This is a genomic window from Vibrio sp. OPT20 (assembly GCF_963889365.1).
GTDB classification, from domain to species: domain Bacteria; phylum Pseudomonadota; class Gammaproteobacteria; order Enterobacterales; family Vibrionaceae; genus Vibrio; species Vibrio splendidus.
The window spans coordinates 3,449-29,268 of the sequence record NZ_CAWPOA010000106.1; the positions used below are offsets into that span (position 1 = coordinate 3,449).

Annotated in this window: 21 protein-coding genes and 1 other annotated feature; of the genes, 13 read left to right on the forward strand and 8 right to left on the reverse strand. The window is 43.9% G+C overall.

Going from position 1 to position 25,820, the window contains the following annotated elements; translation table 11 throughout:
• Both pgeF and rluD read right to left on the reverse strand, forming a co-directional pair.
• Positions 1-724: peptidoglycan editing factor PgeF (gene pgeF, locus AACR09_RS21900; protein WP_193835765.1), on the reverse strand; the 724-nt coding region annotated here is incomplete at its 3' end.
• 8 nt (positions 725-732) lie between these two features.
• On the reverse strand, positions 733-1,707 hold the full coding sequence (gene rluD / locus AACR09_RS21905; protein WP_054548366.1) for a 23S rRNA pseudouridine(1911/1915/1917) synthase RluD: 975 nt from the start codon (positions 1,705-1,707) through the stop codon (positions 733-735).
• A gap of 137 nt (positions 1,708-1,844) precedes the next feature.
• Between rluD and AACR09_RS21910 the strand changes: the two genes are divergently transcribed.
• From AACR09_RS21910 to yjjX, 6 genes are all read left to right on the forward strand, one after another.
• Positions 1,845-2,573, forward strand: coding sequence for an outer membrane protein assembly factor BamD (locus tag AACR09_RS21910; protein WP_004735032.1), 729 nt, complete (start codon positions 1,845-1,847; stop codon positions 2,571-2,573).
• A 137-nt stretch (positions 2,574-2,710) separates the two neighbouring features.
• On the forward strand, positions 2,711-4,135 hold the full coding sequence (locus AACR09_RS21915) for an MltF family protein (RefSeq protein ID WP_322621716.1): 1,425 nt from the start codon (positions 2,711-2,713) through the stop codon (positions 4,133-4,135).
• Between the two features lie 423 nt (positions 4,136-4,558).
• Positions 4,559-4,894 carry a ribosome hibernation-promoting factor, HPF/YfiA family gene (gene hpf / locus AACR09_RS21920; RefSeq protein WP_004735034.1) on the forward strand — a complete coding sequence of 112 codons (336 nt, stop codon included), beginning with the start codon at positions 4,559-4,561 and terminating at the stop codon, positions 4,892-4,894.
• A gap of 110 nt (positions 4,895-5,004) precedes the next feature.
• Positions 5,005-5,126, forward strand: a sequence feature (Phe leader region).
• A gap of 12 nt (positions 5,127-5,138) precedes the next feature.
• Positions 5,139-6,314 (forward strand): prephenate dehydratase, encoded by a 1,176-nt coding sequence (gene pheA, locus AACR09_RS21925; RefSeq protein WP_004735035.1) that lies wholly within the window; start codon positions 5,139-5,141, stop codon positions 6,312-6,314.
• A 453-nt stretch (positions 6,315-6,767) separates the two neighbouring features.
• On the forward strand, positions 6,768-9,146 hold the full coding sequence (locus tag AACR09_RS21930) for a putative bifunctional diguanylate cyclase/phosphodiesterase (protein WP_193835700.1): 2,379 nt from the start codon (positions 6,768-6,770) through the stop codon (positions 9,144-9,146).
• Positions 9,109-9,630: an inosine/xanthosine triphosphatase gene (gene yjjX, locus AACR09_RS21935; protein WP_004735037.1), complete on the forward strand. Its 522-nt coding sequence runs from the start codon at positions 9,109-9,111 to the stop codon at positions 9,628-9,630. The genes AACR09_RS21930 and yjjX overlap by 38 nt, the downstream gene beginning before the upstream one ends.
• Before the next feature lie 123 nt (positions 9,631-9,753).
• Here yjjX and trpR read toward each other — a convergent pair whose 3' ends face one another.
• Positions 9,754-10,047, reverse strand: a complete 294-nt coding sequence (gene trpR, locus AACR09_RS21940) for a trp operon repressor (protein ID WP_017084809.1) — start codon at positions 10,045-10,047, stop codon at positions 9,754-9,756.
• Between the two features lie 172 nt (positions 10,048-10,219).
• Positions 10,220-12,169 carry a transglycosylase SLT domain-containing protein gene (locus AACR09_RS21945; RefSeq protein WP_193835701.1) on the reverse strand — a complete coding sequence of 650 codons (1,950 nt, stop codon included), beginning with the start codon at positions 12,167-12,169 and terminating at the stop codon, positions 10,220-10,222.
• Positions 12,170-12,433: 264 nt separating this feature from the next.
• Between AACR09_RS21945 and ettA the strand changes: the two genes are divergently transcribed.
• The 3 genes from ettA to AACR09_RS21960 all read left to right on the forward strand — a co-directional run bounded on the left by ettA (position 12,434) and on the right by AACR09_RS21960 (position 15,619).
• Complete coding sequence (gene ettA, locus AACR09_RS21950) at positions 12,434-14,101, forward strand: energy-dependent translational throttle protein EttA (protein WP_004735040.1); 1,668 nt, start codon at positions 12,434-12,436, stop codon at positions 14,099-14,101.
• Between the two features lie 90 nt (positions 14,102-14,191).
• Positions 14,192-14,560 carry a PilZ domain-containing protein gene (locus AACR09_RS21955; RefSeq protein ID WP_029225872.1) on the forward strand — a complete coding sequence of 123 codons (369 nt, stop codon included), beginning with the start codon at positions 14,192-14,194 and terminating at the stop codon, positions 14,558-14,560.
• 48 nt (positions 14,561-14,608) lie between these two features.
• Positions 14,609-15,619, forward strand: coding sequence for a M23 family metallopeptidase (locus tag AACR09_RS21960; protein ID WP_017072893.1), 1,011 nt, complete (start codon positions 14,609-14,611; stop codon positions 15,617-15,619).
• A gap of 179 nt (positions 15,620-15,798) precedes the next feature.
• Here AACR09_RS21960 and tyrA read toward each other — a convergent pair whose 3' ends face one another.
• The 3 genes from tyrA to nagZ all read right to left on the reverse strand — a co-directional run bounded on the left by tyrA (position 15,799) and on the right by nagZ (position 19,353).
• Entirely contained in the window at positions 15,799-16,926 is a 1,128-nt protein-coding gene (tyrA, locus tag AACR09_RS21965) for a bifunctional chorismate mutase/prephenate dehydrogenase (RefSeq protein WP_017084805.1), read from the reverse strand.
• A 117-nt stretch (positions 16,927-17,043) separates the two neighbouring features.
• Entirely contained in the window at positions 17,044-18,117 is a 1,074-nt protein-coding gene (locus AACR09_RS21970; RefSeq protein WP_171308533.1) for a 3-deoxy-7-phosphoheptulonate synthase, read from the reverse strand.
• A 246-nt stretch (positions 18,118-18,363) separates the two neighbouring features.
• Positions 18,364-19,353 carry a beta-N-acetylhexosaminidase gene (gene nagZ, locus AACR09_RS21975; RefSeq protein WP_004735045.1) on the reverse strand — a complete coding sequence of 330 codons (990 nt, stop codon included), beginning with the start codon at positions 19,351-19,353 and terminating at the stop codon, positions 18,364-18,366.
• Between the two features lie 121 nt (positions 19,354-19,474).
• Here nagZ and AACR09_RS21980 point away from each other — a divergent pair, with 121 nt between their 5' ends.
• Complete coding sequence (locus AACR09_RS21980) at positions 19,475-20,590, forward strand: anhydro-N-acetylmuramic acid kinase (RefSeq protein ID WP_193835702.1); 1,116 nt, start codon at positions 19,475-19,477, stop codon at positions 20,588-20,590.
• Positions 20,591-20,673: 83 nt separating this feature from the next.
• Positions 20,674-21,594 (forward strand): N-acetylmuramic acid 6-phosphate etherase, encoded by a 921-nt coding sequence (gene murQ, locus AACR09_RS21985; RefSeq protein WP_193835703.1) that lies wholly within the window; start codon positions 20,674-20,676, stop codon positions 21,592-21,594.
• A gap of 109 nt (positions 21,595-21,703) precedes the next feature.
• Here murQ and AACR09_RS21990 read toward each other — a convergent pair whose 3' ends face one another.
• Entirely contained in the window at positions 21,704-22,054 is a 351-nt protein-coding gene (locus AACR09_RS21990) for a DUF2799 domain-containing protein (RefSeq protein ID WP_193835704.1), read from the reverse strand.
• 250 nt (positions 22,055-22,304) lie between these two features.
• Here AACR09_RS21990 and AACR09_RS21995 point away from each other — a divergent pair, with 250 nt between their 5' ends.
• Together AACR09_RS21995 and AACR09_RS22000 are read left to right on the forward strand one after the other, a co-directional pair.
• On the forward strand, positions 22,305-23,795 hold the full coding sequence (locus AACR09_RS21995; RefSeq protein ID WP_017077728.1) for a carbon starvation CstA family protein: 1,491 nt from the start codon (positions 22,305-22,307) through the stop codon (positions 23,793-23,795).
• Positions 23,796-24,051: 256 nt separating this feature from the next.
• Entirely contained in the window at positions 24,052-25,722 is a 1,671-nt protein-coding gene (locus tag AACR09_RS22000) for a sensor histidine kinase (protein WP_017091340.1), read from the forward strand.
• The last annotated feature ends 98 nt before the right edge of the window (positions 25,723-25,820 follow it).

Below are 25,820 nucleotides of genomic sequence, written 5' to 3' on the forward strand. Positions count from 1 at the left end.
AAATAAATGTAGCCTGACGTCCAGTAATGCCATCACGGCGATAAGAATAGAAAGCATCTGAATCTGCGTATGTACATAGATTCGAGTCTGTCACTGAAGTCACGCCAACTTTCATTAATCGTTGAGTCGCGAGTTGAGACATGTTTGCCAGCCATTTGCCAGGTTCAGCTTTGGCTTGAAATGCTAATTTAGCTTGAGGGTCAAAACGAACAAAAGCTTCCAACACATCGTTGCCAACCTCAAATGCATCTTTGCCAATTGCAGGGCCAAGCCAAGCCATGATCTGATTATCTGAATCTAGATTTGAAAACTTTGCGACGGCATTTTCAAGAATGCCACCAGCAAGACCACGCCAACCCGCATGAACAGCCGCGACTTGAGTGCCTTTGGTATCGGTAAGAAGTACTGGCAAGCAATCAGCCGTCATCGCTGAACACACAATACCCTTTGCAGAGGTAAATGCACCATCAGCATCAAGAACATTCGTCACCGGTTCTAAAACCGTAACGACATCCGTTGAGTGAGTTTGATTTAGCCATACTGGAGCTGTGGGCATCTTAGATTGTTGCTTTAGCCATATTCGATTGCTTTCAACAAATGAAGTATCATCCCCAACGTGCATACCGAGGTTTAACCCTTGATAAGCACCTGTAGAACAACCATCGAAACGAGTCGAAGCAAATGCTTTCACGTTTTTTGGTGCATTCCAGTCAGGGATGATCATTGACACGATTAAATGTCGTCTTCTATGTTTTCGCGAGCATCAACACGTAATGCTTCTGCCATCACAACCATGTCATTTGGAACAGGTGCGTGGAACTCAACTTCTTCGCCAGTAATAGGGTGAACAAATTTAAGCATTACAGCATGCAGCGCTTGGCGATCAAAAGAACGAATCATTGTCGTCAGCTCTTCAGATGCACCTTTTGGAATACGTGCACGACCACCGTATGCAATATCACCTAATAGAGGATGCTGAAGGTATGACATGTGAACACGGATTTGGTGAGTACGACCTGTTTCTAGGCGTAGACGAATACGAGTATGTTCGCGGAAATGCTCCGCAACACGGTAGTGAGTTACCGCAGGCTTACCTAATTCATTCACGTCCATTAAAGTACGTTTAGTTGCATGACGGCTAATGCCTTTCTCAACCACACCACCCGCGGTCATTTTACCAATAGCAATTGCTTCATATTCACGAGTGATACGACGTTTAGCAAGTGCACGTACAAGGCGAGTTTGAGCTGGAACCGTCTTAGCCACAACCATAAGACCGGTTGTGTCTTTATCAAGACGGTGCACAATACCCGCACGAGGTACTTCTGCAATCTGAGGGTAATGGAAAAGCAATGCGTTTAGTATGGTTCCATCCGGCGTACCTGCGCCTGGGTGTACAACCAGATCGCGAGGCTTATTGATAACCAATAAATCATCATCTTCATAGACAATGTTTAACGGAATATCTTGTGCTTCCCAGCGCTCTTCATCTGCAAGCTCCGCTTGTAGGATGATCGCTTCACCGCCCAAAACTATGGTGCGCGGTTTAGTGATAACTTCGCCATCCACTTGGATTTTGCCGTCAAGAAGCCACTCTTTAATACGAGAGCGAGAAAAATCGGTAAATAGTTCAGCGACAGCTTGGTCTAAACGTTGACCTAACTGGCTGCTTTTTACTGTGTCTGTTAATGTTATCTGCTGAGCCATATCGAACTTTTTTAAAAACCGTGAGACTAATACCCATTAGTATGGATAAAATAGAATAATTGCATCATTGTATCTGTTACTGGTTAGAAAGTAACGGAAGCTTACGAAATATTTAATTCAAGGAATCGACGCCTGACATGAAACACCTTACTTTATCGGGTCTATTAGCCGTATCACTCTTAGTTGGCTGTTCAAGTACTGAAGAAATAGTACCGGATGTACCACCATCGGTTCTTTACTCTGACGCTCAAGAGTCCCTACAGAGCGGTAGCTGGCTTTCTGCAATCGAAAAGCTAGAAGCCTTAGACTCTCGTTACCCTTTCGGCGCCTATTCGGAACAAGTACAGCTAGATCTGATTTACGCGTACTACAAAAATGATGACTTGGCGTTAGGCCTTGCCACCATTTCTCGATTCCTACGCTTAAACCCGACTCATGAAAAACAAGACTGGGTGCTTTACATGCGCGGCCTAACGCACATGGCACAAGACCGTAACTTCATGCACGACATTTTTAATATCGACCGTAGTGACCGAGATCCAGAGCCAGTAAAACTCGCGTTTGCTGACTTCAAACGACTACTGGAACGCTTCCCTAGTAGCCCTTATGCGGAAGATGCGCAAAAACGCATGTTCGCACTTAAGAACCGCCTCGCAGAGTATGACTTAGCAACCGCTGATTTCTACCTACGCCGTGAAGCTTGGATTGCAGCTGTAAACAGAACACAAGAGCTGCAGAAAACTTACCCAGACACCATTGCTGCACGTAAGTCTTTGGATATTCAGTTAGAAGCTTATAAACAACTAGGTTTAGAAGACGCAGCTTCAAGAACAGAAAAATTGATTGAGTTAAACCCACTGCCTTAATCAACGTTGTCATATTCATTCGAAAACGCGCTAATTTATTAGCGCGTTTTTTTTGAACTTAATTTCGTAAACTTGATGAATCGCATAATACACGGTATCTTCAAAAGATAACTTTTAACAAAACATCAACATGGAGTGTGGATGTGAGTAGGTTGTTATTATTTATCTGGATATCGCTATTTAGCCAATTATCCTACGCATTAGAACTGTCCCCGTTAAGCAACGAGCCTTACATGGGTGACTTAGATGTGCTCAAAACCAAAGGAACGGTTAGAGTGCTCGTATCTGCTGATCTTGGTTTTTATTATATCGAGGATGGCAAACCAAAAGGCATCGTGGCTGAAATGCTCTACCACTTTGAGAAGAGCCTTCGTAAGAAACACCCTTACCTCAATGTTCAAATCATCCCAGTGCAGCGAGATGATCTACTTCCCTCATTAGAATCTGGTTATGGCGACGTCGCTGTAGCGAACCTGACGATCACCGACAAGCGATTACGAATCATCGATTTTTCCGACCCAATGATTAAAGATGGAAAAGAACTGATTATCACAGGAAAGAACTCAGCCCCTATCACCGAAATCAAGCAACTGAGCGGTAAAGAGGTTTGGATCCGTGCAAGTTCGAGTTACTTCGAGAGTGTACAAAGAGTCAATAAAGAACTGAATGAATTAGACTTACCACCGCTACATGTCCACTTTATTGAGGAGTCATTACAAGACTACGAGCTGATAGAGTTGGTCAATCAAGGCTATATACAAGGCACAATCCTAGATAGCCATAAAGCAAAGTTATGGACTGACGTAATGGAGAACATTCAGGTCCATCACGATTTACCCTTACGTGAAAATGGCCAAATAGCGTGGGCATTAAGGAAAAACAGCCCTCAACTAAAAAAAGAGATCAACAAATACGTCAAGACGGCACGAACAGGTACCCTACTTGGAAATGTTATCTATCAGAAATACATCGATAACACTCGCTGGTTAGGTAGAGCACTCAACCCAAATAAAATAGACCGAGTGGCTAAGCTGTCAGATGTTTTTGAAAAGTATTCGAGTCAATACGAATTCGACCCTTTGATGATGTCTGCACAAGGTTTCCAAGAGTCAGGACTGGATCAAAGCCGGGTTTCTCACCGTGGAGCTATTGGTGTGATGCAGGTGTTGCCAAGTACCGCCAAAGACAAAAACGTCAACATCAAAAACATACATAAAGTGGATAACAACATCCATGCGGGTGTGAAGTATATGCGCTTTATCAAAGACCGATATTTTGATGACCCAGCAATATCACCGGACAATCAAATCTACTTTACCTTGGCTTCTTACAACGCTGGCCCCGCTAAAATCAGAAAGATGAGGCACCTTGCCAAGCAAAAAGGCTACAACCCAAACATCTGGTTTAAAAACGTAGAAATCATCACTCGCAAATACGTGAGTAAAGAACCCGTAACCTATGTTGCCAACATCAATCGTTACTTCGTAATCTATAAACAATTACAAGCTATCAATGCTATCCGAGAGAACGGCACAGCGAGATTACTGAACACTAACGACTAGGATCGCATCAATCCCAAAACTGGAGAGCCAAAGGTATTAGGTAAAGCTAAAAACACAAAAGCCGCATAAGAAAACTTATGCGGCTTTTGCTTATCAAATTCAGAGAAAGCTTATATAGCGATATATATCACGAGATCTACATCACAAAACACTATTGAGTAAATTTCAATCAAACACTTTCAATAAGCTGTAAGACGCCCCTAAAAACTGGTTTAATTTTTAGCGAAGCCTTGCCTCCAAGTTATCGTTTTTCATAGAGATAACAAGCATTTTTCGCCAAAAAGATACTAAGACTTGCGTGAGATCACATTTGATTTTAATGCTTATCCCACCCAACCAAAACAAGATCTAGATCACGTTCTTTATTCCTAAAAGTCGTAATCTGAAGTTAACCCATGAGGGATACAACAGAGGAAAACTTCTATGAAAATGAACATCACTGGTAAAAACATCGACATTACCTCTGCAATCCGTGATCACATAGAAAGCAAATTTAAAAAGCTGGATAAATGGCAAGTAGACATCATTGGCTGCCAAGCGAGCTTTAGCGAAGAACCAAACAAGAAGAAAAAATTTGAAGCGGTTTTAACCGTACCAAAAGGCCAACTTGTTGCTTCATCAATCCATGACGACCTCTACGTAGCTATCAACGAAGTAGAACAAAAACTAGAGCGTCAACTCAACAAGCTACGCCATAAACCTGAAGCGCGCCGCGCTGAAAAGCCTGAAATCGAAGAGCTAGAAGCTGAAGTAGAATAAGGAAAGAGAACAGATTAAAAAATAGCGCCTCAGGGCGCTATTTTTTTGCTTGACGCTCGTAGCTCGCTTGCTTATTGTGTTTAAACATTCATAAAACAATCACTTTTTATGCACACTCAATCTTTGTTTATTTTTGACTTCTTTTTTCTTCCGTAAATCGGAGGCTGAGTCGTTTTAGAAAAACAAGTCAAAAACGAACAAGAAGCCTCCCACACTAGGGAGGCTTTTTTATAAGGACACATTTATGACTGACCGCTCAATTTCACTGGATGATATCCGCCTTCGTCTTAATGATTTAGATGACGAACTGCTGAGTTTACTTTCCGAACGTCGCAAACTCAGTATCGAAGTTGCGAAAAGCAAGGTAGAAACATCAAAGCCTGTACGCGATGCCGTTCGTGAGCAGCAGCTTCTGGTTAAGCTGATCAACAACGGCAAAGATAAATATGAGCTTGATGCGCAGTACATTACTAAACTGTTTCACACCATCATCGAAGATTCCGTTTTACTACAGCAGTCATACTTACAAAACCTAGCGAACCCGCAAAGCCGTAAACCTCTGGCTCGCGTTGCATTCTTAGGCTCTAAGGGATCATATTCTCATCTTGCTAGCCGTGAATATTTCAGCCGTAAGAATATGGAATTGATAGAGCTTAACTGCAATCATTTCAAAGAAGTGGCATCGACGGTCGAATCTGGTCATGCAGACTACGGTGTGTTGCCGATTGAGAACACCAGTTCAGGTTCAATCAACGAAGTCTACGACCTACTGCAACACACAACGCTTTATATCGTAGGTGAACTGTCTCAACCAATTGAACACTGCTTGGTTGCGAAAAATGATATTCGTTTAGAAGACATCAAAACCCTCTATTCACACCCACAACCTCATCAACAGTGCAGTGAGTTTTTGAGTCGTCTTAAAGGTGTCAGCCTTGAGTCTTGCGCAAGTACAGCTGATGCAATGAAGAAGGTTAAAGATCTGGAAGGCGATGATGTGGCAGCAATTGGCAATGCATCGAGCGGCAAGCTTTATGGGCTTCAGCCAATCCAAGGCAACATTGCAAACCAAACTGAGAACCACACTCGTTTCATCGTTGTGGCGCGTAAACCGGTAGAAGTATCAACTCAAATCCCAGCTAAAACGACACTGATCATGTCGACTTCTCAAGAGGCGGGTTCTTTGGTAGAAACTCTACTAATCCTACAACGCTTGGGCATCAACATGACTAAGCTGGAATCTCGTCCTATCATGGGCAACCCATGGGAAGAGATGTTCTACGTTGATTTAGAAGCACATTTGGATGCAGATAATATGCAGCAAGCGATAACGGAACTAACTGCCATTACTCGTCACCTTAAAGTGTTGGGTTGTTATCCAAGTGAAAACATCAAAGCCACGCAGGTTAAGTTGTCATAGCTTTTAACGAACATAAACTTTTAGCGAACATAAGCTCTTAACAAACATAAGTTTTCAGCGAATATAAGCTTTGGTGAACATAAGCTTTTGGCAAACATAAGTTTTTAACGAACAAACGTTTAAAGCTGGCATAAGTTTAAATCTGCTATAAGTATTTGGCCTACAGTAGGCCAAATACTAAAACCAGCGGCTAGTGGAATAACTCGTACTCAGGAATACTCACACTACATATTTCTGAGACATGACTCGATTATTTCACTGGCTGTACATGCCTTCCAGCCCACACCATTCAACACCTTCTTAACAAAAAACTCATTAGTGGCTTTTTTATCAATAAAGACAAAACCTTACCCCCTTCACAGGAAATCATCGAACTACGTGTAATTAATAGCGAGTAAGTATTAAGTAACATAAACTTACGCGCTTAAATTATAAATAGTGTTGTCATTAACTATGAAGCTAAGTACTAAAATCTTACTACTGATAACCCCTGTGATACTGATCAGTACCGCAGCTTCTAGCTATATTATTTATTCAACGCAGAAAAGCAGTTTTATCAAACGCGAAGACAACGCACTTCAGCTAAACATGGAAAAGTTGGCAGGATATTTTCGACAGTCTCGCTCGTTCCTAAATAGCTACTCTTACACCTTGACCCAAAGTGACATGGTGAAGCGTTACTTTCTCACTGAACAAAACCTATCTCGCGATCTTGAACTGGTTAGTAACCTTCGAGAAGCCATACACTTCTTGCAAGATGACGATGAAAGCTATACCGGGTTAGCGCTTCTCAATCGTCAGCGAAAATTGAGTTATTACGCTGATAATAACAGCGACTCACGCACTCAGATTGACAGCAAAATATTGGATTTTGTGGATCAGTACTATCAAGACACCTTAGCAGCATCAAGTACCAACTATATTCAAAACTCTCAAGGTGAAGGGATGTTGGTTCACTACGAGAAGGTAGACAAAAAAACGATTTTCCCTACCGCAAACAATCACCCCGACGATGTGTTCTTTGTTGTTGTGTCAGTCTCTCTCGATAAATTTAATGCGCTGAGAAAACAGATAGAGTTCGACTACCAAACCAGCTTATTCTTCACATCTATAGCGGTTTCTCTGGAAAATAATGTCACCCACTCAGTTAAGCTTGCACCAGAACTATACGCCACAGTTGACCCGGCGCCATTCCTATTGGAAAACAAGCTCGAATCAATTTGGAATAAGCTGAGTTTGTCCTTTGCACTATCCGCGTTTGTGACGGTTGCTCTGCTACTCATGCTTTTGTCTCGCAGTGTGATATCCCCGATAACACGACTCGACCGACAACTGCAGCAAGTCGAGAAAAAACAACGTAAGAACATCGAACGTTTAGGCACTCGTGATGAGCTTGGCCGCCTATCACAGCGTTTTTATGACATGTACCAAGAGTTAGATAACACCTACCAACAGACCAAACTATTGGCCGAGAATGATCAATTAACCCAAATAGCCAATAGGCATCAATTTCAAACCTTCGTTCAGCAATCATTACCCAAGCCTAGCTCGAATACCGAAACCTGGGTTCTCTACTTTGACCTAGATAACTTCAAGTTTGTGAATGACAAATATGGACATCAAATCGGCGACTCCATTCTGGTCAGTTTTGCTCAGCGTATTTCCGATATTTGTAGCCACTATAAAACAGAATTTGACGCTCATTGTATGCCAGCCCGACTTTCTGGAGACGAGTTCGTTGTGTACATTAACGCCCCTACTCGCCAAGGGAATATCGCGCATAGATTCTCTGAGAGCTTACTGACGCCACTACAAAAAGGTTTTATCACAGAATCAGGGAGCTTTCCGATCACGGTCAGTATTGGTATTGCGACCTACCCCAACGATGGCCACTCCATCGAAAAGCTACTGTCGAACGCTGATACCGCGATGTACCAAGCCAAACGTGCAGGTAAAAACCAATTTGCTGACTATTCACGAGATTTAGACAAAGCGATTCAACGCCAAGCAAACATTGAGCGCGCACTCAGAGACAAGAACTTTGATGATGAATTTAGGCTCGTTTATATGCCGTACATGGATTCAACAGGAACCCATGTTATTGGTGTTGAGGTGTTATTACGTTGGAATTCGGAGCAACTAGGCTTGGTTCCACCTGATGAATTCATTCCAATTGCCGAGCAAACAGGATTATTCGATCAGGTTGATCAGTGGGTCATTCAGAATGCATTTGCTTCTTTTCATCGACTTCAGGCTCAATTTGATCACTCAATTCAGTTATCGGTTAACTTATCTTCTGCTGGGATTGAAACGACTGATCTTGCTGACTTCATCAAAGAGCACGCCGATTTAAACCGAATTCCGCCAAGTTTGATTGATTTTGAAATTACCGAAACCTTTTACTCAAACTCTGAAGGTTTTCCGCTGCTTAACGAACTCTCTGATATGGGATATCGATTAGCCATTGATGACTTTGGATCTGGCTACACCTCCATTACTCAACTGGTGCAGTATCCAACTCAAAAAATTAAGCTCGATAAAGCCTTTTTAGACACCTTAATTGAGACCGATAATCAGAACATAGTGAAACCGGTTATCGGGTTATGTCATGCTCAGGGTAAGAAGGTCACAGCCGAGGGCATCGAAACTGAAAGCATGCATCAGTGGTTGCAAGAAGCACAGTGCGATATGCTGCAAGGCTATTACTTCGGTAAACCTATGCCATTAGAAGAACTGAGTGATTGGTACCGACAGCATCAACTCAATTTAATCGATAACAAAAAGAATCCAATACATGAAATCTGTAATCATCGCATCGCTGAACCCAGCTAAAATTAACGCCGTTAAAAGTGCATTCTTATCTGCTTTTCCTGATACTGAATTTGATTTCAAAGGCATCAGCGTCCCTAGCGGTGTCGCCGATCAACCGATGAGCAACGACGAGACCTATCAAGGTGCGGTAAATCGCGTTCACAACGCAACTCAAGCTCAACCTGATGCGGATTTTTATGTTGGATTAGAGTCTGGAATAGAAGGAAAGGTTACATTTGCTTGGATGGTCGTTGAAGCAAACGGTCAGCGCGGAGAATCTCGATCTGCAAGCTTGATGCTGCCACCCGTTGTGCTTGATAAACTCCAGCATGCGAATGAGCTAGGTGATGTGATGGATGAAGTATTCGGCACCGACAACATAAAGCAAAAAGGCGGTGCGATTGGCTTATTGACACATAACCAACTATCTCGCAGTTCTGTATATAGCCAAGCTTTAATCCTAGCGCTGATCCCATTTGTTAACCCTAAGCACTTCCCTGCTTAGTCTTGTTTAAGAAACACGATATTTCGCCTCTCTAGAGGTAATATCATTGAGCGGGATAAAAACAAAAAACGCTAACCTATGGTTAGCGTTTTTATCAAGCTCTTAGGCTTACTGTTTAAATACTTACTTAAGTAACAGCTCTGCAATTGCCGCTTTCTCTTGCTCAGATTTAGCCTTTAGCTCATTAGAGCCTCGCGTGATCGTAGCCACACCCACACCTAACATTTGGCTCACCTGTCTTTGTGACATGTCCCCTTTCATGAGTTCACAAAGAATATTCACTCGAGCGACCAAAGCATCTCGCTCATCAGGTGTCATCATCATGGTCAACAACAGTTCATGCTGATCTTTCTCAGCCGCTGTTTTTACCAAATCCATTAGTTGTTGCCAATTCTCATATTCAGGTTGTGATGCCATATTTCTACACTTACTTTTAAATTTTGGCTTGAAGTAGCCGCTTAATGATTGAAAGCGTTTAACACTTTATACCGAAACACTTGCTTTGATCCAATGTAAAAAGGCAGCAAGTGGAACTGGTTCGCACTCACTGCCTTTAATATTACTCAGTTTCGGAGAAAGTACCGAACCCCTAGTATTTCGTTTCGGCCTCATGGGGTGCTAAAAACATCCCTTTCTCGCCCAAGATATCTCGATAGTAAGTCTCAAACATCAAGATATTCTGAACGTAGCCACGAGTCTCCTTGAATGGAATCATTTCGATAAAAGCAAATGCATCGAGCTTTTCATCGCTGCGTGAACGCCATTGTTTCACACGACTCGGGCCTGCATTATAAGCAGCAAATGCAAAAATACGGTTGTTATCATATTGAGCTAATAGGCCATCTAGATAGTGGCTACCAATCTCAATGTTCTTACCGACATCATAAAGATCATCGCTGCCCTGATATTTAATCTTATGTTTGTTCGCCGTATATTGCGCCGTCTTTGGCATAATTTGCATGATGCCACGCGCGCCAACTGGAGAGCGAGCCTCTGAATCCATCGCACTCTCTTGTCTCGCTAAAGACATTAAGGTGATTGGGTTAATATCGTGCTTTTCGGCGTAGAAGTTAAACCACCACTTATGAGCAACAGGGAAGCGTAGGTCTATGTTGTCCCACATCTTCGCAGAGATGCTCGCTGTCACTGTAAAGTGGTTCCAACGCTGCGTCGCAGCATGAGCTGCGAGCATTGATTTCTGATCTTTATCAGCATTGGTTAACAACCAACGCCACTCACTCTTCGCTGCCGCAATTTTATCTCGGTCAATCAGCTCGCCGATTCGAACCAAAGAAGTCTCAAATGGCTTTACTGTTTCAGCGTTGTATTTGAGTGTCGATGTTGGGTACTGAACTGGCTTACCTAACTGCTTAGCCGCAGCCACACTGTAGAAATTACGCTGGCCCAAGATATCTGACAGTCGTTTGTTACCCTTAGCAGTATCACCGAGTGCTATCTCTGCTCTACCCTGCCAATACTGCCAGCGAAGCGAAGCCTGATGCTTATCATCTAAGCGCGCAATCCACTCTTTCAAGCCAGTCCAATCGGCATGCTGAATCGCTAAGCGAGCACGTCTTTCCAACAAGACTTGCTTTGATGAACTCGCGAGCATTTTGTCTCGCCACGCCATCAACTCTTCAGAGTCGGTATTGATCAAGCGGAACGTTAAGTAATCCGCTAGCTCTTGGGATTTTTCTTTCGAAAACTTTTGAGCTTTCACAACATCATCAAAAACCTCTTGAGCGCTGCTTGCTGATTTCCTTGCGAGCTTCTCGAAACCAAATTCGGTTTGAGCTTGGTAGAATTCATTCGCTGGGTGCTTCTTAGCAAACGCGAGTACATTTTCAGGCTTGTTGTACAACGCCTTCATCTGCTTAGCTTGAGCAATTGACTCATCATGATCCAATTGCTTGATCAGATAGGTCATTAACTTGCCGTTTCGTTTATCAAACGCCAATAGCATTCGCTGTAATATCAGCTCATCCGTTCTTAAATCCGCTTCATCCCAACTTTCGAAGAGCGGATCACAGCTATCATCGACACCACTGCCACTCAACCAAAGCTGCTTCGCACCCTTAAAGGCGAGCTCTTTGTTTCCTTGCTCATAATTCGCACGGTAGTAGATACATTGATATTTTTCACCAACAGGCTCTTTGGTTTGAAACTCAAGGATCGTCTTCCACTGTTTTTGAGCCGCCAATAAATCTAAATAAGGCGCACGCATACGATTCGAAAATGGTAGGGCTTTATTCTCTTCAATAAAGGCATCCACTTCAGTAGGTGTGCGATCACCTAAGCCTAATAAGAAGGCGCGATAATCAGTGTAAGGCGTTAACGGATATGTTTGAATTTTGTTACGTAGCACAGAGTAAGCTTCTAGATCACGGTTGTCTAAAACCTCTTGCGCTCTGTCATAAACATCACGCTGCATTTCAAGCTCGGAGGCATTGCTAGCCATAGCCATCGGAGCCAGTGAAAATGAAGACAAAATTGCCGATGCAGCCACAGCAATTTTCGTATTACCAATGCGGAAAAACATTCGCTCTTTCCTTAGTGCGTGTATGAATACGTGAAGTCTATTTACGCCCGACATCACATCAAATGTAAAGAGATTGAGTGTAAATATTATTAATATTTAACACTTCGCCTCAGAAGCTTATTAAATATAGTTTTAATGACCAATGTGACAATAATAGGTAAGGATTAGTTCAAGAATGGCTTTTCTGTCCTAGGAGTAACATCTTTGGGGATATTGGTATAAAATAGACGACAATTTTGAACAATAAATTAGGATCGATCGGCAATGGCTGAATACGTATATACCATGTCTCGGGTGAGCAAAACTGTTCCACCTAAGCGTCAAATTCTTAAAGACATTTCTCTTAGCTTTTTTCCTGGCGCTAAAATCGGTGTTTTGGGGCTAAATGGTTCAGGTAAATCTACCCTACTACGTATCATGGCTGGTATTGATACTGATATTGATGGTGAAGCTCGTGCACAACAAGGTCTTAAAGTCGGTTACCTACCGCAAGAGCCTGTACTAGACGAATCAAAAACAGTGCGTGAAATCGTAGAAGAAGCGGTTTCTGATGTTGCAGACGCACTTAAACGTATCGATGCAGTATATGCAGCTTACGCTGAACCAGATGCAGATTTCGATGCGCTTGCTAAAGAACAAGGCGAGCTTGAAGCACTGATCCAAGCGAAAGACGGCCACAACCTAGAGACAGCTCTAGAGCGCGCAGCTGACGCACTTCGTCTTCCTGAGTGGGATGCGAAAATCGAACTCCTATCCGGTGGTGAACGTCGTCGTGTTGCGATCTGTCGTCTACTTCTAGAGAAGCCAGACATGCTGCTTCTTGATGAACCAACCAACCACTTGGATGCAGAATCAGTCGCTTGGCTTGAGCACTTCCTTGTTGATTACAGCGGTACTGTTGTGGCAATTACCCACGACCGTTACTTCCTAGATAACGCTGCTGGCTGGATTCTTGAGCTTGACCGTGGTGAAGGTATCCCATGGGAAGGTAACTACACATCTTGGCTAGAACAGAAAGATGAGCGTCTGAAACAAGAAAAATCAGGCGAAAGCGCACGTCAAAAGACAATCGAGAAAGAACTTGAGTGGGTTCGTCAAAACCCTAAAGGCCGTCAGGCTAAGTCTAAAGCTCGTATGGCTCGTTTTGAAGAACTGACGACTGGTCAATACCAGAAGCGTAACGAAACCAACGAACTGTTCATCCCGCCGGGTGAGCGTTTAGGTGACAAGGTACTTGAAGTTAAGAACCTAACTAAGTCATTTGGTGATCGCGTTCTTATCGACGACCTATCATTCAGCATGCCTAAAGGCGCTATTGTGGGTATCGTGGGTGCCAACGGTGCAGGTAAATCAACACTATTCAAGATGCTAAGCGGCGCAGAACAGCCAGATTCAGGTTCAGTTGAATTAGGCGAAACGGTTAAGCTTGCTTCTGTTGATCAGTTCCGTGACAGCATGGACGACACCAAAACAGTATTCCAAGAGATCTCTGAAGGCGCTGATATCATTAAGATCAACAACTTCGAAATCCCTGCACGTGCTTACTGTTCTCGCTTCAACTTCAAAGGCAACGACCAACAGAAAATCATCGGTCAGCTTTCTGGTGGTGAACGTAACCGTGTTCACCTTGCTAAACTGCTGAAAGCGGGCGGCAACGTACTGCTACTCGATGAGCCAACCAATGACCTTGATGTCGAAACTCTACGTGCACTTGAAGAAGCGCTGCTTGAGTTCCCTGGCTGTGCAATGGTTATCTCGCATGACCGTTGGTTCCTTGACCGTATTGCGACCCATATCTTAGACTACCGTGATGAAGGTCAAGTTAACTTCTACGAAGGTAACTATACTGAATACACAGAGTGGCTGAAAAAGACTCTGGGCGCACAAGCGGCTGAACCGCACCGTATCAAGTACAAGCGTATTGCTAAGTAAATTAGCTTGTATTTTGAACAAAGGCCGCGATAATAGCGGCCTTTGATATATCTGGCTTACTATTTACCTATTGATATAGAGAAATTACCTATGCTTGAAAGACGTCAATTTTCACGAGTTATTTATCAAGTCCCGACTGAGATCTCACAAGGACAAGTAAAAGTATCAGGCTCGGTGCAAGACTTATCTCTTCATGGTTTACTCATTCAGTGTGATAAATGGCAGCAACTCAGCCACGATGCTCCTGTTCAAGTCAGCTTTAAGCTCACCAACAGTGATATCAATATTCAGTTAGAAGCAACGATAGTCTCTACCATCAATACCTCAATGCGTTTACGCATAGAGCATTTAGATATTGATAGTATTAGCCACCTTAAGCGCCTTGTTGAGCTTAATGTCGGCGACGATGAACTGCTTTACAGAGAGATTGAACACCTTACCGATTTGGGTAAGGAATAATATCTCCATTACCTTTTTCTATTAGAAGCATTTAGTTAATACAGAACCATGTCTAAAAAAATTTCCATTACTATTCCCTCTAACCAAGGGGAACAGACGTTTTACTTCGGCCGAAAAGCCGTGCTCATGTGCACCACTGCCATTTTTTCAGTACCACTGTTAATTGGCGGAGCTGCATACATGCACTTCGAAGGTAAACAAGAGCTCGCAATGCAAGCGGGCGATGCACAACAGTTGATTGAAACGCTGATTGTTGAAAAAGAGCAAACCGAGTTTCTTTACGCTGAGCAGGTAGAAACCAACCATTCGCTATCGCAAACACTGACAGAAAAAGAAGGCACCATTCAACTGCTTGGTAAGCGTGTATTTGATGTGGAATCCGTGCTGGGTCTTGCTGATGAAGAACTGCTTACCGATGATATTTCTTTAGAAGATCGCATTGATGCGGCTGCGGTCGATTCAGCAGTAAGAGCGACAATGTTCCGTTTGATTCCAAACGACAGTCCGATGGCTTATCAACGTATCTCTTCTTCTTATGGTAGCCGCACTAACCCTATTTCAGGTAAACGCCATGTACATACTGGTATCGATCTAACGTGTAAGCGTGGTGAAGATATTGTAGCGCCCGCAGATGGAGTCATTGAAACGGTACGCCCAAGTAAAAAAGGCTTCGGTAACTTTATTACTATGCGTCACTCGTTCGGTTTCATGAGTTCTTACGCGCACCTACAAAAATTCAAAGTTCGCAGCGGTCAGTTTGTGAGTAAAGGTGATGTGATTGCAAGCTGTGGCAACTCAGGTAACTCAACCGGGCCACACTTGCATTATGAAGTACGCTTCCTTGGTCGTTCACTGAACCCTCAATACTTGATGGATTGGACACCGGAGAACTTCAACTACGTGTTCGAAAAAGAGAAAAAGGTTAAGTGGGGCCCACTGGTTCAACTGATTGATAATGTGGTTCGCTTGCAGATCAACCTGACTAACGTGCCTTACATTAGCTCGACTATCGACACCGTATCGAGTGAAGAGAGCAAAAAGCCTATCACGACTAACTAGTTGTTAATGGCTAACTAGTTGTTAATAGCTAACTAGTTGTTAATAGATAAGACCTGTTGGTTTGGCCTATGATGATCTAATTGCTATTAGCCTACTGTAGGCCAAATGCTTTCATAGCGTTCAGTACAAACAAAAAGAGCGACCAGATGGTCGCTCTTTTTTATGATTTCAAATCAGTATTAGCCACGATGAATCGAGTCATGTGCTTGTTTTAAAAGGTTTTGGCTCTCTTGCAAGAACTGCTGCGAGTAGTCGCCAAACCAATCACTGACTTGATTAAAGCTATCAACGAATTTGGCTTTATCTTTCCCATCCAAGATTTCTAATGCTTCACCGAAACGACTATGGAAACGTCGAATCATCTCAATGTTCTCATCAGAAGAAAGAATGATATCACCGTACAAGTTCGGGTCTTGAGCAAACAGACGACCAACCATCGCAATCTCAAGCCGGTAGATTGGAGAGCTTAGCTTCAGAAGCTGATCAATATTCGGGTTCTCTTTACTTAGGTGCAAGCCGTAAGCAAAAGAGGTGAAGTGGCGTAGTGCTTGAATCAGAGTCATACCGTGATCGTGTTCAGCAGCATCCATCTGGCAAAGGCTCGCGCCCCAAATACCAAATTGATTCAGTAACCATTGGTAGCTTTCAGAGCCACGCCCATCGCTGTAAACAATCACTTGTTTCGCAAGGCTTGGAACATCAGGACCAAACATTGGGTGTAACCCAACCACTGGGCCTTGGTGCATGTTCATCATTGCTTGTAGAGGCTTTGATTTAATCGACGTCAAATCACAAAGAATACAATCGCTTGGTAGGTTACCTAGCTTCGCAATCACACCTTCTGTCAGGTGAATTGGAACCGTTACAACTACAAGGCCAGCATTATCTAAGATCTCATCGGCTCTATCCCAATCTTGGCTGCCAAGGATTTTCACTTCATAGCCTGAAAGCTTGAACATACGGCCAAACAGACCACCAAGTTGACCATTACCACCAACGATAACCACTGAACGTAACTCTGGGTTAAGGCACTTAAAACCAGAATCTTTTTCACTGGCATAAGACTCACGCATCGTACGACGCAAAATATCTTCGATTAACTGTGGCGGAACCCCTATTTTCTCGGCTTCTTGACGACGAGACGCCAGCATCGCAGCTTCGCGCTCTGGTACATAAATAGGTAAACCATGTTCACTTTTTACTTCTCCGACTTTCTCTACTAGAGCCAGTCGTTGAGCGAGTAAATCCAACATTTGTTTATCGACAGCATCGATTTGGTCGCGTAATTCGTTCAGTTCAACGGCCATTTTATTCCTTACTAATCTATAAGCCCGTGCTAATCTAAAAGCCCGCACTGACGCAGGTTCGTTAGCAACAGATCTTAAAATGCCCCATTAGATGAGGCACTTAAATTTAAACTCTGACTAACCTTTCAAGCGGTTCTCTAAGAACGGGACTAATTCCGTATGTGCATGTTTCAATAGTGCCTCAGTTGAATCCCAATTGATACACGCGTCGGTAATAGATACACCGTATTTCATCTCATTGAGAGGTATATCTGAAGATTGGTTTCCTTCGTTAATATGGCTCTCAATCATCAGGCCGATAATCGACTTATTACCTTCACGAATCTGATGGATGACATCTTCAGCCACCAGCGGTTGACGACGGAAATCTTTACGAGAGTTCGCATGGCTACAGTCGACCATTAGTGCCGCTTCTAATCCAGACTTACCCAGCTCTTGCTCACATTCATGTACAGATACTGAATCGTAGTTCGTCTGCTTACCGCCACGTAAAATTACGTGACCATTTGGGTTACCTTGCGTCGTTAGTAGTGCGACTTGACCTTCACGGCTGATACCCATGAAACGGTGGCTAGAAGAAGCCGCCTGCATTGCATTGATTGCAGTACCTAGATTGCCGTCTGTACCATTCTTAAAGCCGATTGGCATTGAAAGGCCACTCGCCATTTCACGGTGGGTTTGTGATTCAGTCGTACGTGCGCCGATTGCTGCCCAGCTGAATGTATCTGCTAGGTATTGTGGGCTGATTGGGTCTAGCGCTTCGGTCGCTAGTGGGATTTCCATCTCAGCTAACTCAACTAAAAGCTCACGACCAACATGCAGACCATGCTCAATATCGAACGTACCATCTAGATGTGGGTCATTGATCAAGCCTTTCCAACCAACAGTGGTACGAGGCTTTTCAAAGTAAACACGCATAACAATATACAGTTGGTCGCTCAGTTCTTCAGAAAGTGCTTTGAGGCGTTTCGCGTACTCTTTCGCAGCTTCAATATCATGGATAGAACATGGGCCACATACTACAAGCATGCGATGATCTTTCTTATGAATGATATTTGCTATAGTTTCACGAGACTCTTGAATGAAACGACGAGCATTATCACTCAAAGGCAGTTTTGCTTTTAACTCCTCTGGAGTAATCAGTACCTGTTCGTCGATGATATTGACATTGCTTAATTCACTTTTCTGCATAACTCAACCTGTATATTTATTTTTACACCCAACATTTCCATTTGGGCTAACAATCTTTAAAAACACAATAACAGCTACAAAAACGATTGCAAGTGTAAACAATAAAAAACATTTACTGTAAATTAAAATTTACACACCCTCTTTGGTTCATTCTGATACACAAACCAGTTTAAACCGCGTCCCACACATACAAAAAAGGCGATATTTCTCATATCGCCTTCTTCAAACTTATAGAGTGTTTATTTATCACCCAGCGTTTAACATTCGCTTAATTTGCTCTGAGGCCTTTTTCCATCGACTATCCGAGTGAAGCGTCGATAAATCAAAGCTGTGCTTTTTAAGCAATGAGTTGGCTAAAGGCACCTCTTGAATCGCTAAGTGATCAAGAGCCTCAATTTGTGCATCTCGCTTATTACACATCAGCACCATGTCACACCCCGCATTCAGAGCAGCCTTCGCTCTGTCGGCTGGCCCACCCATAATCGCAGCACCTTCCATAGTTAGGTCATCAGAGAACACCAAGCCTTTAAATCCAAGCTGTTGCTTCAATACTTTCTGCAACCAATACTCAGAGCCACTCGCTGGCTGATCATCATAGTGCGAAAAAACCACGTGCGCAGGCATCATCGCATCTAATATTCCAGCTTCAATTTGAGCCTTGAAGATGGCCATGTCGGTTTCAAAGATGTCGTCTCTAGGATCGTAAGGCGTTTCAAGGTGCGAGTCAGCAATCACACCGCCGTGTCCTGGGAAGTGCTTGCCTGTTGTCGCCATTCCAACCGATTTCATGCCCTTAATAAAAGCACTACTGTGGCGAACGATGGTATCAATATCTTCACCAAACGCTCGGCTACCAATCGCTTTACAGTCGTGACCTTTATCTAATACAGGCGCAAAGCTCAGATCGATATCATGGGCAATCAATTCAGCCGCCATCAACCAACCGGCTTGTTCTGCTAACTGCTCACCATTATTCTTAGTCGCGAATTCTTGAGCGGCAGGGATAATTGAAAATCCATCGCGGAAGCGCTGAACTCGGCCACCTTCTTGGTCAACACCAATCAAAATAGGACGTTTCGCTACCTTGCGGATCTCTTTGTTTAACGCCGAAAGCTGTTTGCTATCGTGGTAGTTTCGAGCAAATAAGATGAGACCACCAACAGTTGGGTGCTCTAAAATTTCTCTGTCTTCAGCTGTTAGCTCATAGCCCGCAACATCTACCCACAACGGTCCCATATTTATCCCTTATTAAACCTAATTTCATAAACTTCCCGAGATTATTCTCTTTAAATTTGCTTTACAATGTTTTTAAACCAATCTGTGGAAGACTTTAAGAATGCAGGGCAAGAGCTTAGGAATGGATCATAAAGAACTGTATATAGGTGTGATGTCAGGGACGAGTATGGACGGCGTTGATACGGCCTTAGTTTCGATAGAAGACACTGGTATCACATTACTCGCTCATGATGAGTTCCCTATGCCAGAGGATATCAAAACCCGTCTGCTTGAAGTTTGTATTGGTCAGAAAACGGATTTGATTGCCATTGGTGAACTCGACCACCAGCTTGGTCATCTATTTGCTGATGCGGTTCTACAGCTTCTCGACCAGTCAGGTACACCTGCATCTTCTGTGACTGCGATTGGTAACCATGGCCAAACGGTATTCCACCAGCCAACCGGTGATTCACCGTTTACTATGCAGCTGGGTGATGCCAATATCATTGCCGCTAAGACACAGATACAAACCGTCGCCGATTTCAGACGCAAAGACATGGCGCTTGGCGGGCAAGGTGCGCCATTAGTACCAGCGTTTCACCATACGATCTTTCACCCGAAAGACAGCTCGGTAGTAGTGTTGAATATTGGTGGTATCTCTAATATTTCAGTGCTGCGCCCGAATCAGCCAACTCTTGGTTATGATACTGGTCCGGGCAATATGTTGATGGACGCTTGGGTAGATAAACACACGGGCGAGAAGTTTGACCGTGATGCACGGTTCGCGCTAAAAGGCCAACTCAATCAAGCCTTACTCGAACAGCTGTTGAATGAATCTTACCTATCTCAAATGCCACCGAAAAGCACTGGCAGAGAGCTGTTTAATCTACCGTGGCTAGAGCAACAATTAACAGAATTTAAAGACCTTGCAGCAGAAGATGTTCAGCGCACACTCTGTGAATACACCGCATTAACGATAGCCAATGAAGTGGAGACTTATCGCCTGGGTAACCAACCTGCACTGTATGTGTGTGGCGGTGGTACAAGAAATCCATTGTTGATGAAGAGACTGGCGGAACTGCTTCCTAGCTGGGAGGTTGAGTCGACCACCAGTAAAGGCGTTGATGCCGATTATATGGAAGCCATGGCCTTTGCTTGGCTTGCTCAACGGCACATACATCAACTGCCAAGCAATTTACCAGAAGTAACTGGCGCAAGTAGAGCAGCCTCTCTAGGCGTTCTTTATCGTGCGGACTAACTTAGTAGCCCTGTGATCTTAGTAATAATACTGACTTCGCAGTGCTGTCTAAACAATTTTAGAATCACCATTTAAGGATCATTATGAGTAACGATGCTCTCATATCAGCGCTCTCGCACCTCGTTTCGGAGGGGAGAAACCCTGACACTATGGATATTGATCTACTCACCTCTCTCGAAGTGGTTGAAAAGATTAACCAACAAGACAAACAGGTGCCACTGGCGATCGAAGCCGAATTACCACAGATCGCGAAAGCGGTCGATAAAATTGCTCATGCCTTTCAAAGCGGTGGTCGACTGATTTATATGGGCGCAGGCACCAGTGGGCGATTAGGAGTGCTAGACGCATCAGAATGCCCACCGACTTTCGGTGTTTCGGACAAAATGGTTATCGGCTTAATTGCAGGCGGACCAGAGGCGATTTTAAAAGCCAAAGAAGGTGCAGAAGACTCGCTAACTCTCGGTATTGAAGATCTGAAAGCGATTCAGTTTTCAGAAAATGATGTCGTGGTAGGTATTGCTGCGAGCGGTCGCACACCTTACGTGATTGGTGCACTCAACTATGCCAATCAGCTTGGCGCAGTAACGGTTGCATTGTCTTGTAACCCTGATTCTCCAATTGCTGAGATCGCGCAGATTGCAATTAGCCCAGTGGTTGGCCCAGAAGCGTTAACAGGATCAACACGACTCAAATCAGGTACCGCGCAAAAGCTGGTGCTTAATATGCTGACCACAGCCAGCATGATTCGCATTGGTAAGAGCTACCAAAATCTGATGGTCGACGTAAAAGCGACCAATGAAAAGTTGGTTGCTCGCGCTGCTCGTATCGTTATCCAAGCGACGGAGTGTGATAAAGCCCTTGCAGTTTCGACACTTAAAACCACCGATTATGATGTGAAGCTATCTATTTTGATGATTCTGACAGGGTTAGATTTAGAATCAGCTAAGGCTCAACTTGATCAACAAAATGGTTTTTTGAGAAAAGCGGTCGAGAATAATCAGTAATCTTAATTTGGTTTGTCGCATCTCATCTAGACAGCTACTTTAACGACATACAAAAAGACCAGTACACATGCGGCACTGGTCTTTTTATTTTCTAATCGCTAATTTGATCTTAGTAGTCGTTAGAAAACTCATCCCAGCCGCGCTGCCATTCCATACGGAAACGTTGAGCGTCTTCCGTACCAGAACACACGCCTTCATACACCTGACCAGATAAACCAATCTGATAAGCATGGTTCGGATTACAATATTCAGTCACACCTAGGTGATAACCTTCTGTGTAACTCGCTTGATCGACTGCGCCAAGCTCAGTCATCTCTGAATACGAACGCTGAGTGTGGCCTTTGATACCATCACGATAGCCAATCTCTTGCCAATTGCCTTCGGCCGCTAAATCTTGAACATTGGCGCTGCATCCTGCAAGGCTAAATGCCAAGGCGAATAGTGCGATTATTTTTTCCATTTCAGTCCTTTATATTTACCCAGCCACTTCCTGACGAAGCGTTGCCTTTGTGGCGATTCTCCGCTGAACACGTACTGATGTCCACTCATTGTCTGTTATTGTCCTCTTAAGCAAGAGAACAAACCGCTCAATCAGTTATAACACCACTTAATTAGCTATTCGACCACTCACTCTCATAGCGGAAGTTTCTTCTCATACACTCCTTTAATATACACCCTGACTTAATTAATACATTCAGGGATAACAAATTATGATGTGGTTTCTTACCTGTGTTGCAGCACTCATTGGTGGCTACTTTATTTACGGTGCCTTTATCGAGAAGATTTTCGGTATCAATGAAAAGCGTCAAACACCCGCTCACACCAAGCAAGACGGCGTGGACTTCGTTCCAATGTCGACGCCAAAGGTTTACCTAGTTCAACTGCTTAACATTGCAGGTGTAGGTCCAATCTTCGGCCCTATCATGGGTGCCCTTTACGGCCCAGCAGCAATGCTTTGGATCGTGCTAGGTTGTATCTTCGCAGGTGCCGTACACGACTACTTCTCAGGTATGTTATCTATCCGCAATGGTGGTGCTTCGGTTCCAACTATCACTGGACGTTACCTAGGCAATGGCGCAAAACACTTTATGAACATCTTTGCCATTGTTCTACTGCTTCTTGTTGGTGTGGTATTCGTTTCTGCTCCAGCAGGTATGATCACTAACCTAGTGAACGACCAAACTGATTTCGTAATGTCTACGAGCACCATGGTTGTCATCATCTTTGCTTACTACATCATCGCAACGATTGTCCCTGTCGATAAAATCATTGGTCGCTTCTACCCACTGTTCGGTGCACTGCTTATCTTTATGTCTGTTGGCCTAATCACTGCGATTGGTCTATCTGACGAGCACCAAATCATGGGTGGCTTCGAGATGAAAGACATGTTCACCAACATGAACCCTAACGATCTACCGCTTTGGCCTGCTCTATTTATTACCATCGCTTGTGGTGCTATCTCTGGCTTCCACGCAACTCAGTCTCCACTAATGGCGCGTTGCATGGAAAACGAGAAAAATGGTCGCTTCGTATTCTACGGTGCAATGATTGGTGAAGGTATCATCGCTCTAATCTGGTGTGCGCTTGCTCTGTCATTCTTCGGTTCAGTTGAGTCTTTGTCTGACGCGATTGCAAACGGCGGTCCTGGTAACGTGGTATACAGCGCTTCATTTGGCCTACTGGGTGTATTTGGCGGTATCCTTGCTTTCCTTGGCGTAGTTATCCTACCTATCACTTCTGGTGATACAGCGTTCCGTTCAAGCCGTCTTATCCTTGCTGAATACTTCAATATGGAACAGAAGACACTGCGTAACCGCCTACTGATGGCTTTACCACTGTTCGTTATCGGTGGCATCCTGACTCAAGTAGATTTCGGTATCATCTGGCGCTACTTCGGTTTTGCTAACCAATCAACAGCAGTCATGATGCTATGGACAGCTTCGGCTTACCTACTTCGTCACAATAAACTGCACTGGGTAACAACGGTTCCAGCTGTGTTCATGACATCTGTGTGCATCACATTCATCCTGAACAACAGCCAACTGGGCTTCGGTCTACCAATGCAGCTTTCAACCATCATCGGCGTGGTGAGTGCATTCGGAATTGCGGCTTACGTTATCAAAATTTCAAAAGGCAAAGGCGATATCGACCTTGCTGATGAAGAAGAAAAAGAAGCAAAAGGCGTCACCAAAACCGCCTAGTTCTTTCAGACTCTTGATAACAAGAGACACGTCTTCATAGAGAGACAAAAGAACAAGCCAAACACACTTCGCTTGCTCCCGTATCACCCAGTGATTCGTGGAAATTAAGACTAAAGCCCGTCCTCTGTGATGGGCTTTACTGTATCTCAGCATTGAGAAGCAATCGTCACTGGATATAACCAACGAAAACACAAGCAAAGCTACCGTTACTACGCAATGAGCTTTACACTTAACCAGCGTCTCAATAGGTGAAAATATGGAACTCATTCTCTCTCTGCTGCAACAAACCTGTGTCTACTTAGTGATTGCTTACATGCTCAGCAAGACTCCACTGATTCTTCCTTTGTTGAGCATCTCTTCACGCTTAAGTCATAAAATCAGCTGCTACGTTCTGTTTTCCCTATTCTGTATTATGGGCACCTATTTTGGACTGCAGATTAATGACGCGATAGCCAATACGCGCGCGATGGGTGCGGTCATGGGTGGTCTATTTGGCGGCCCTGTCGTTGGCTTTGCCGTCGGCTTTACTGGCGGTATTCACCGTTACTCATTAGGCGGCTTCACAGACTTGGCTTGTGCTATTTCCACCACAGCAGAAGGCTTGATTGGCGGCCTATTGCACGTTTACTTGGTTAGAAAGAACAAAGCCAGCCAACTGTTTAATCCATTGGTGGTTTTCTCGGTAACCTTGTTTGCAGAGATTATTCAGATGCTAATTCTGTTAGCGGTCGCGAAACCATTCGAGCAGTCCTATGCTCTGGTTTCTGATATTGCCGCGCCAATGATCATTGCTAACTCGGTCGGTGCGGCGCTGTTCATGAGCATCATCCAAGATCGGAAAACCATCTTCGAGAAGTATTCGGCAACTTTCTCACGCCGCGCATTAACCATCGCCGAGCGTTCAGTGGGTATTTTGCATGGAGGATTCAATTCGGATAACGCGCAAAAAATCGTGCGGATCATTTACGAAGAGACCAATGTTGGTGCGGTGGCGATCACCGACCGAGAAAAAATCCTCGCGTTCATCGGCATTGGTGATGAACACCATATTCCGAACACGCCGATTTCATCGCAGAGCACGCTCACTTCGATGGAACAGAACGACATCATCTACCTTGATGGCAAAGAGAATCCGTACCAATGCTCCCTTTCGCAAGATTGTAAGTTAGGCTCCGCGCTAATTATCCCGTTAAGAGCAGGAAACGAAGTCATCGGAACCATCAAACTGTATGAGCCAAAGCTGAAACTATTCTCGACCATCAATATGTCGATGGGTGAAGGTATCGCTCAGCTATTGTCGAGCCAGATCCTGTTTAGTAATTATCAACAACAGCAAACGCTGCTCACCCAAGCGGAAATCAAACTGCTGCATGCACAGGTGAACCCACACTTCTTGTTTAATGCACTTAACACCATCAGTGCCGTTACACGTCGTGATCCTGATAAAGCACGTGAGCTCATTCAACATCTGTCTCACTTCTTTAGAAGTAACCTGAAGCAGAACATCAACACTGTAAAACTCAAAGACGAACTAGCACACGTTAATGCGTATCTAACCATAGAGAAGGCACGCTTTACCGATCGATTAGAAGTGGAATGGGATATTGACCCACAACTGTATGAGTCGCAGCTGCCAAGCTTTACCCTACAACCGCTAGTAGAAAATGCCATCAAACATGGGATTTCTAACATGCTGGAAGGTGGCAAAGTGAAGATCTATAGCGAGGCTTTCAAGGGTGGGGTTAAGTTGACAGTTGAAGACAACGCGGGAAATTATCAAAAGCCATCGAAAGATCATGTTGGACTAGGCATGGAAATTGTTGATAAACGACTCACTAATTTCTTTGGACAAGATTCAGCACTAAAAATAGAATCTCAACCACAGCAATTCACTCGAATGAGCTTTATCATACCTATACTAAAATAAAGGTATTTTCGGAGACGAATCGCTCCGAGTTGAAACATTTAGAAGCAGACATTTAAAAGATAAGCGTGAATCAAGCAGGGATAGAACCAAGATGAAGA

What these genes read in the sequence shown, in the direction of transcription:
- rluD (WP_054548366.1), bottom strand. Translation starts at nt 1,707, where the DNA reads ATGGCTCAGCAGATAACATTAACAGACACAGTAAAAAGCAGCCAGTTA.
- AACR09_RS21910 (WP_004735032.1), top strand. Translation starts at nt 1,845, where the DNA reads ATGAAACACCTTACTTTATCGGGTCTATTAGCCGTATCACTCTTAGTT.
- hpf (WP_004735034.1), top strand. Translation starts at nt 4,559, where the DNA reads ATGAAAATGAACATCACTGGTAAAAACATCGACATTACCTCTGCAATC.
- pheA (WP_004735035.1), top strand. Translation starts at nt 5,139, where the DNA reads ATGACTGACCGCTCAATTTCACTGGATGATATCCGCCTTCGTCTTAAT.
- AACR09_RS21930 (WP_193835700.1), top strand. Translation starts at nt 6,768, where the DNA reads ATGAAGCTAAGTACTAAAATCTTACTACTGATAACCCCTGTGATACTG.
- yjjX (WP_004735037.1), top strand. Translation starts at nt 9,109, where the DNA reads ATGAAATCTGTAATCATCGCATCGCTGAACCCAGCTAAAATTAACGCC.
- trpR (WP_017084809.1), bottom strand. Translation starts at nt 10,047, where the DNA reads ATGGCATCACAACCTGAATATGAGAATTGGCAACAACTAATGGATTTG.
- AACR09_RS21945 (WP_193835701.1), bottom strand. Translation starts at nt 12,169, where the DNA reads ATGTTTTTCCGCATTGGTAATACGAAAATTGCTGTGGCTGCATCGGCA.
- ettA (WP_004735040.1), top strand. Translation starts at nt 12,434, where the DNA reads ATGGCTGAATACGTATATACCATGTCTCGGGTGAGCAAAACTGTTCCA.
- AACR09_RS21955 (WP_029225872.1), top strand. Translation starts at nt 14,192, where the DNA reads ATGCTTGAAAGACGTCAATTTTCACGAGTTATTTATCAAGTCCCGACT.
- AACR09_RS21960 (WP_017072893.1), top strand. Translation starts at nt 14,609, where the DNA reads ATGTCTAAAAAAATTTCCATTACTATTCCCTCTAACCAAGGGGAACAG.
- tyrA (WP_017084805.1), bottom strand. Translation starts at nt 16,926, where the DNA reads ATGGCCGTTGAACTGAACGAATTACGCGACCAAATCGATGCTGTCGAT.
- AACR09_RS21970 (WP_171308533.1), bottom strand. Translation starts at nt 18,117, where the DNA reads ATGCAGAAAAGTGAATTAAGCAATGTCAATATCATCGACGAACAGGTA.
- nagZ (WP_004735045.1), bottom strand. Translation starts at nt 19,353, where the DNA reads ATGGGACCGTTGTGGGTAGATGTTGCGGGCTATGAGCTAACAGCTGAA.
- AACR09_RS21980 (WP_193835702.1), top strand. Translation starts at nt 19,475, where the DNA reads ATGGATCATAAAGAACTGTATATAGGTGTGATGTCAGGGACGAGTATG.
- murQ (WP_193835703.1), top strand. Translation starts at nt 20,674, where the DNA reads ATGAGTAACGATGCTCTCATATCAGCGCTCTCGCACCTCGTTTCGGAG.
- AACR09_RS21990 (WP_193835704.1), bottom strand. Translation starts at nt 22,054, where the DNA reads ATGGAAAAAATAATCGCACTATTCGCCTTGGCATTTAGCCTTGCAGGA.
- AACR09_RS21995 (WP_017077728.1), top strand. Translation starts at nt 22,305, where the DNA reads ATGATGTGGTTTCTTACCTGTGTTGCAGCACTCATTGGTGGCTACTTT.
- AACR09_RS22000 (WP_017091340.1), top strand. Translation starts at nt 24,052, where the DNA reads ATGGAACTCATTCTCTCTCTGCTGCAACAAACCTGTGTCTACTTAGTG.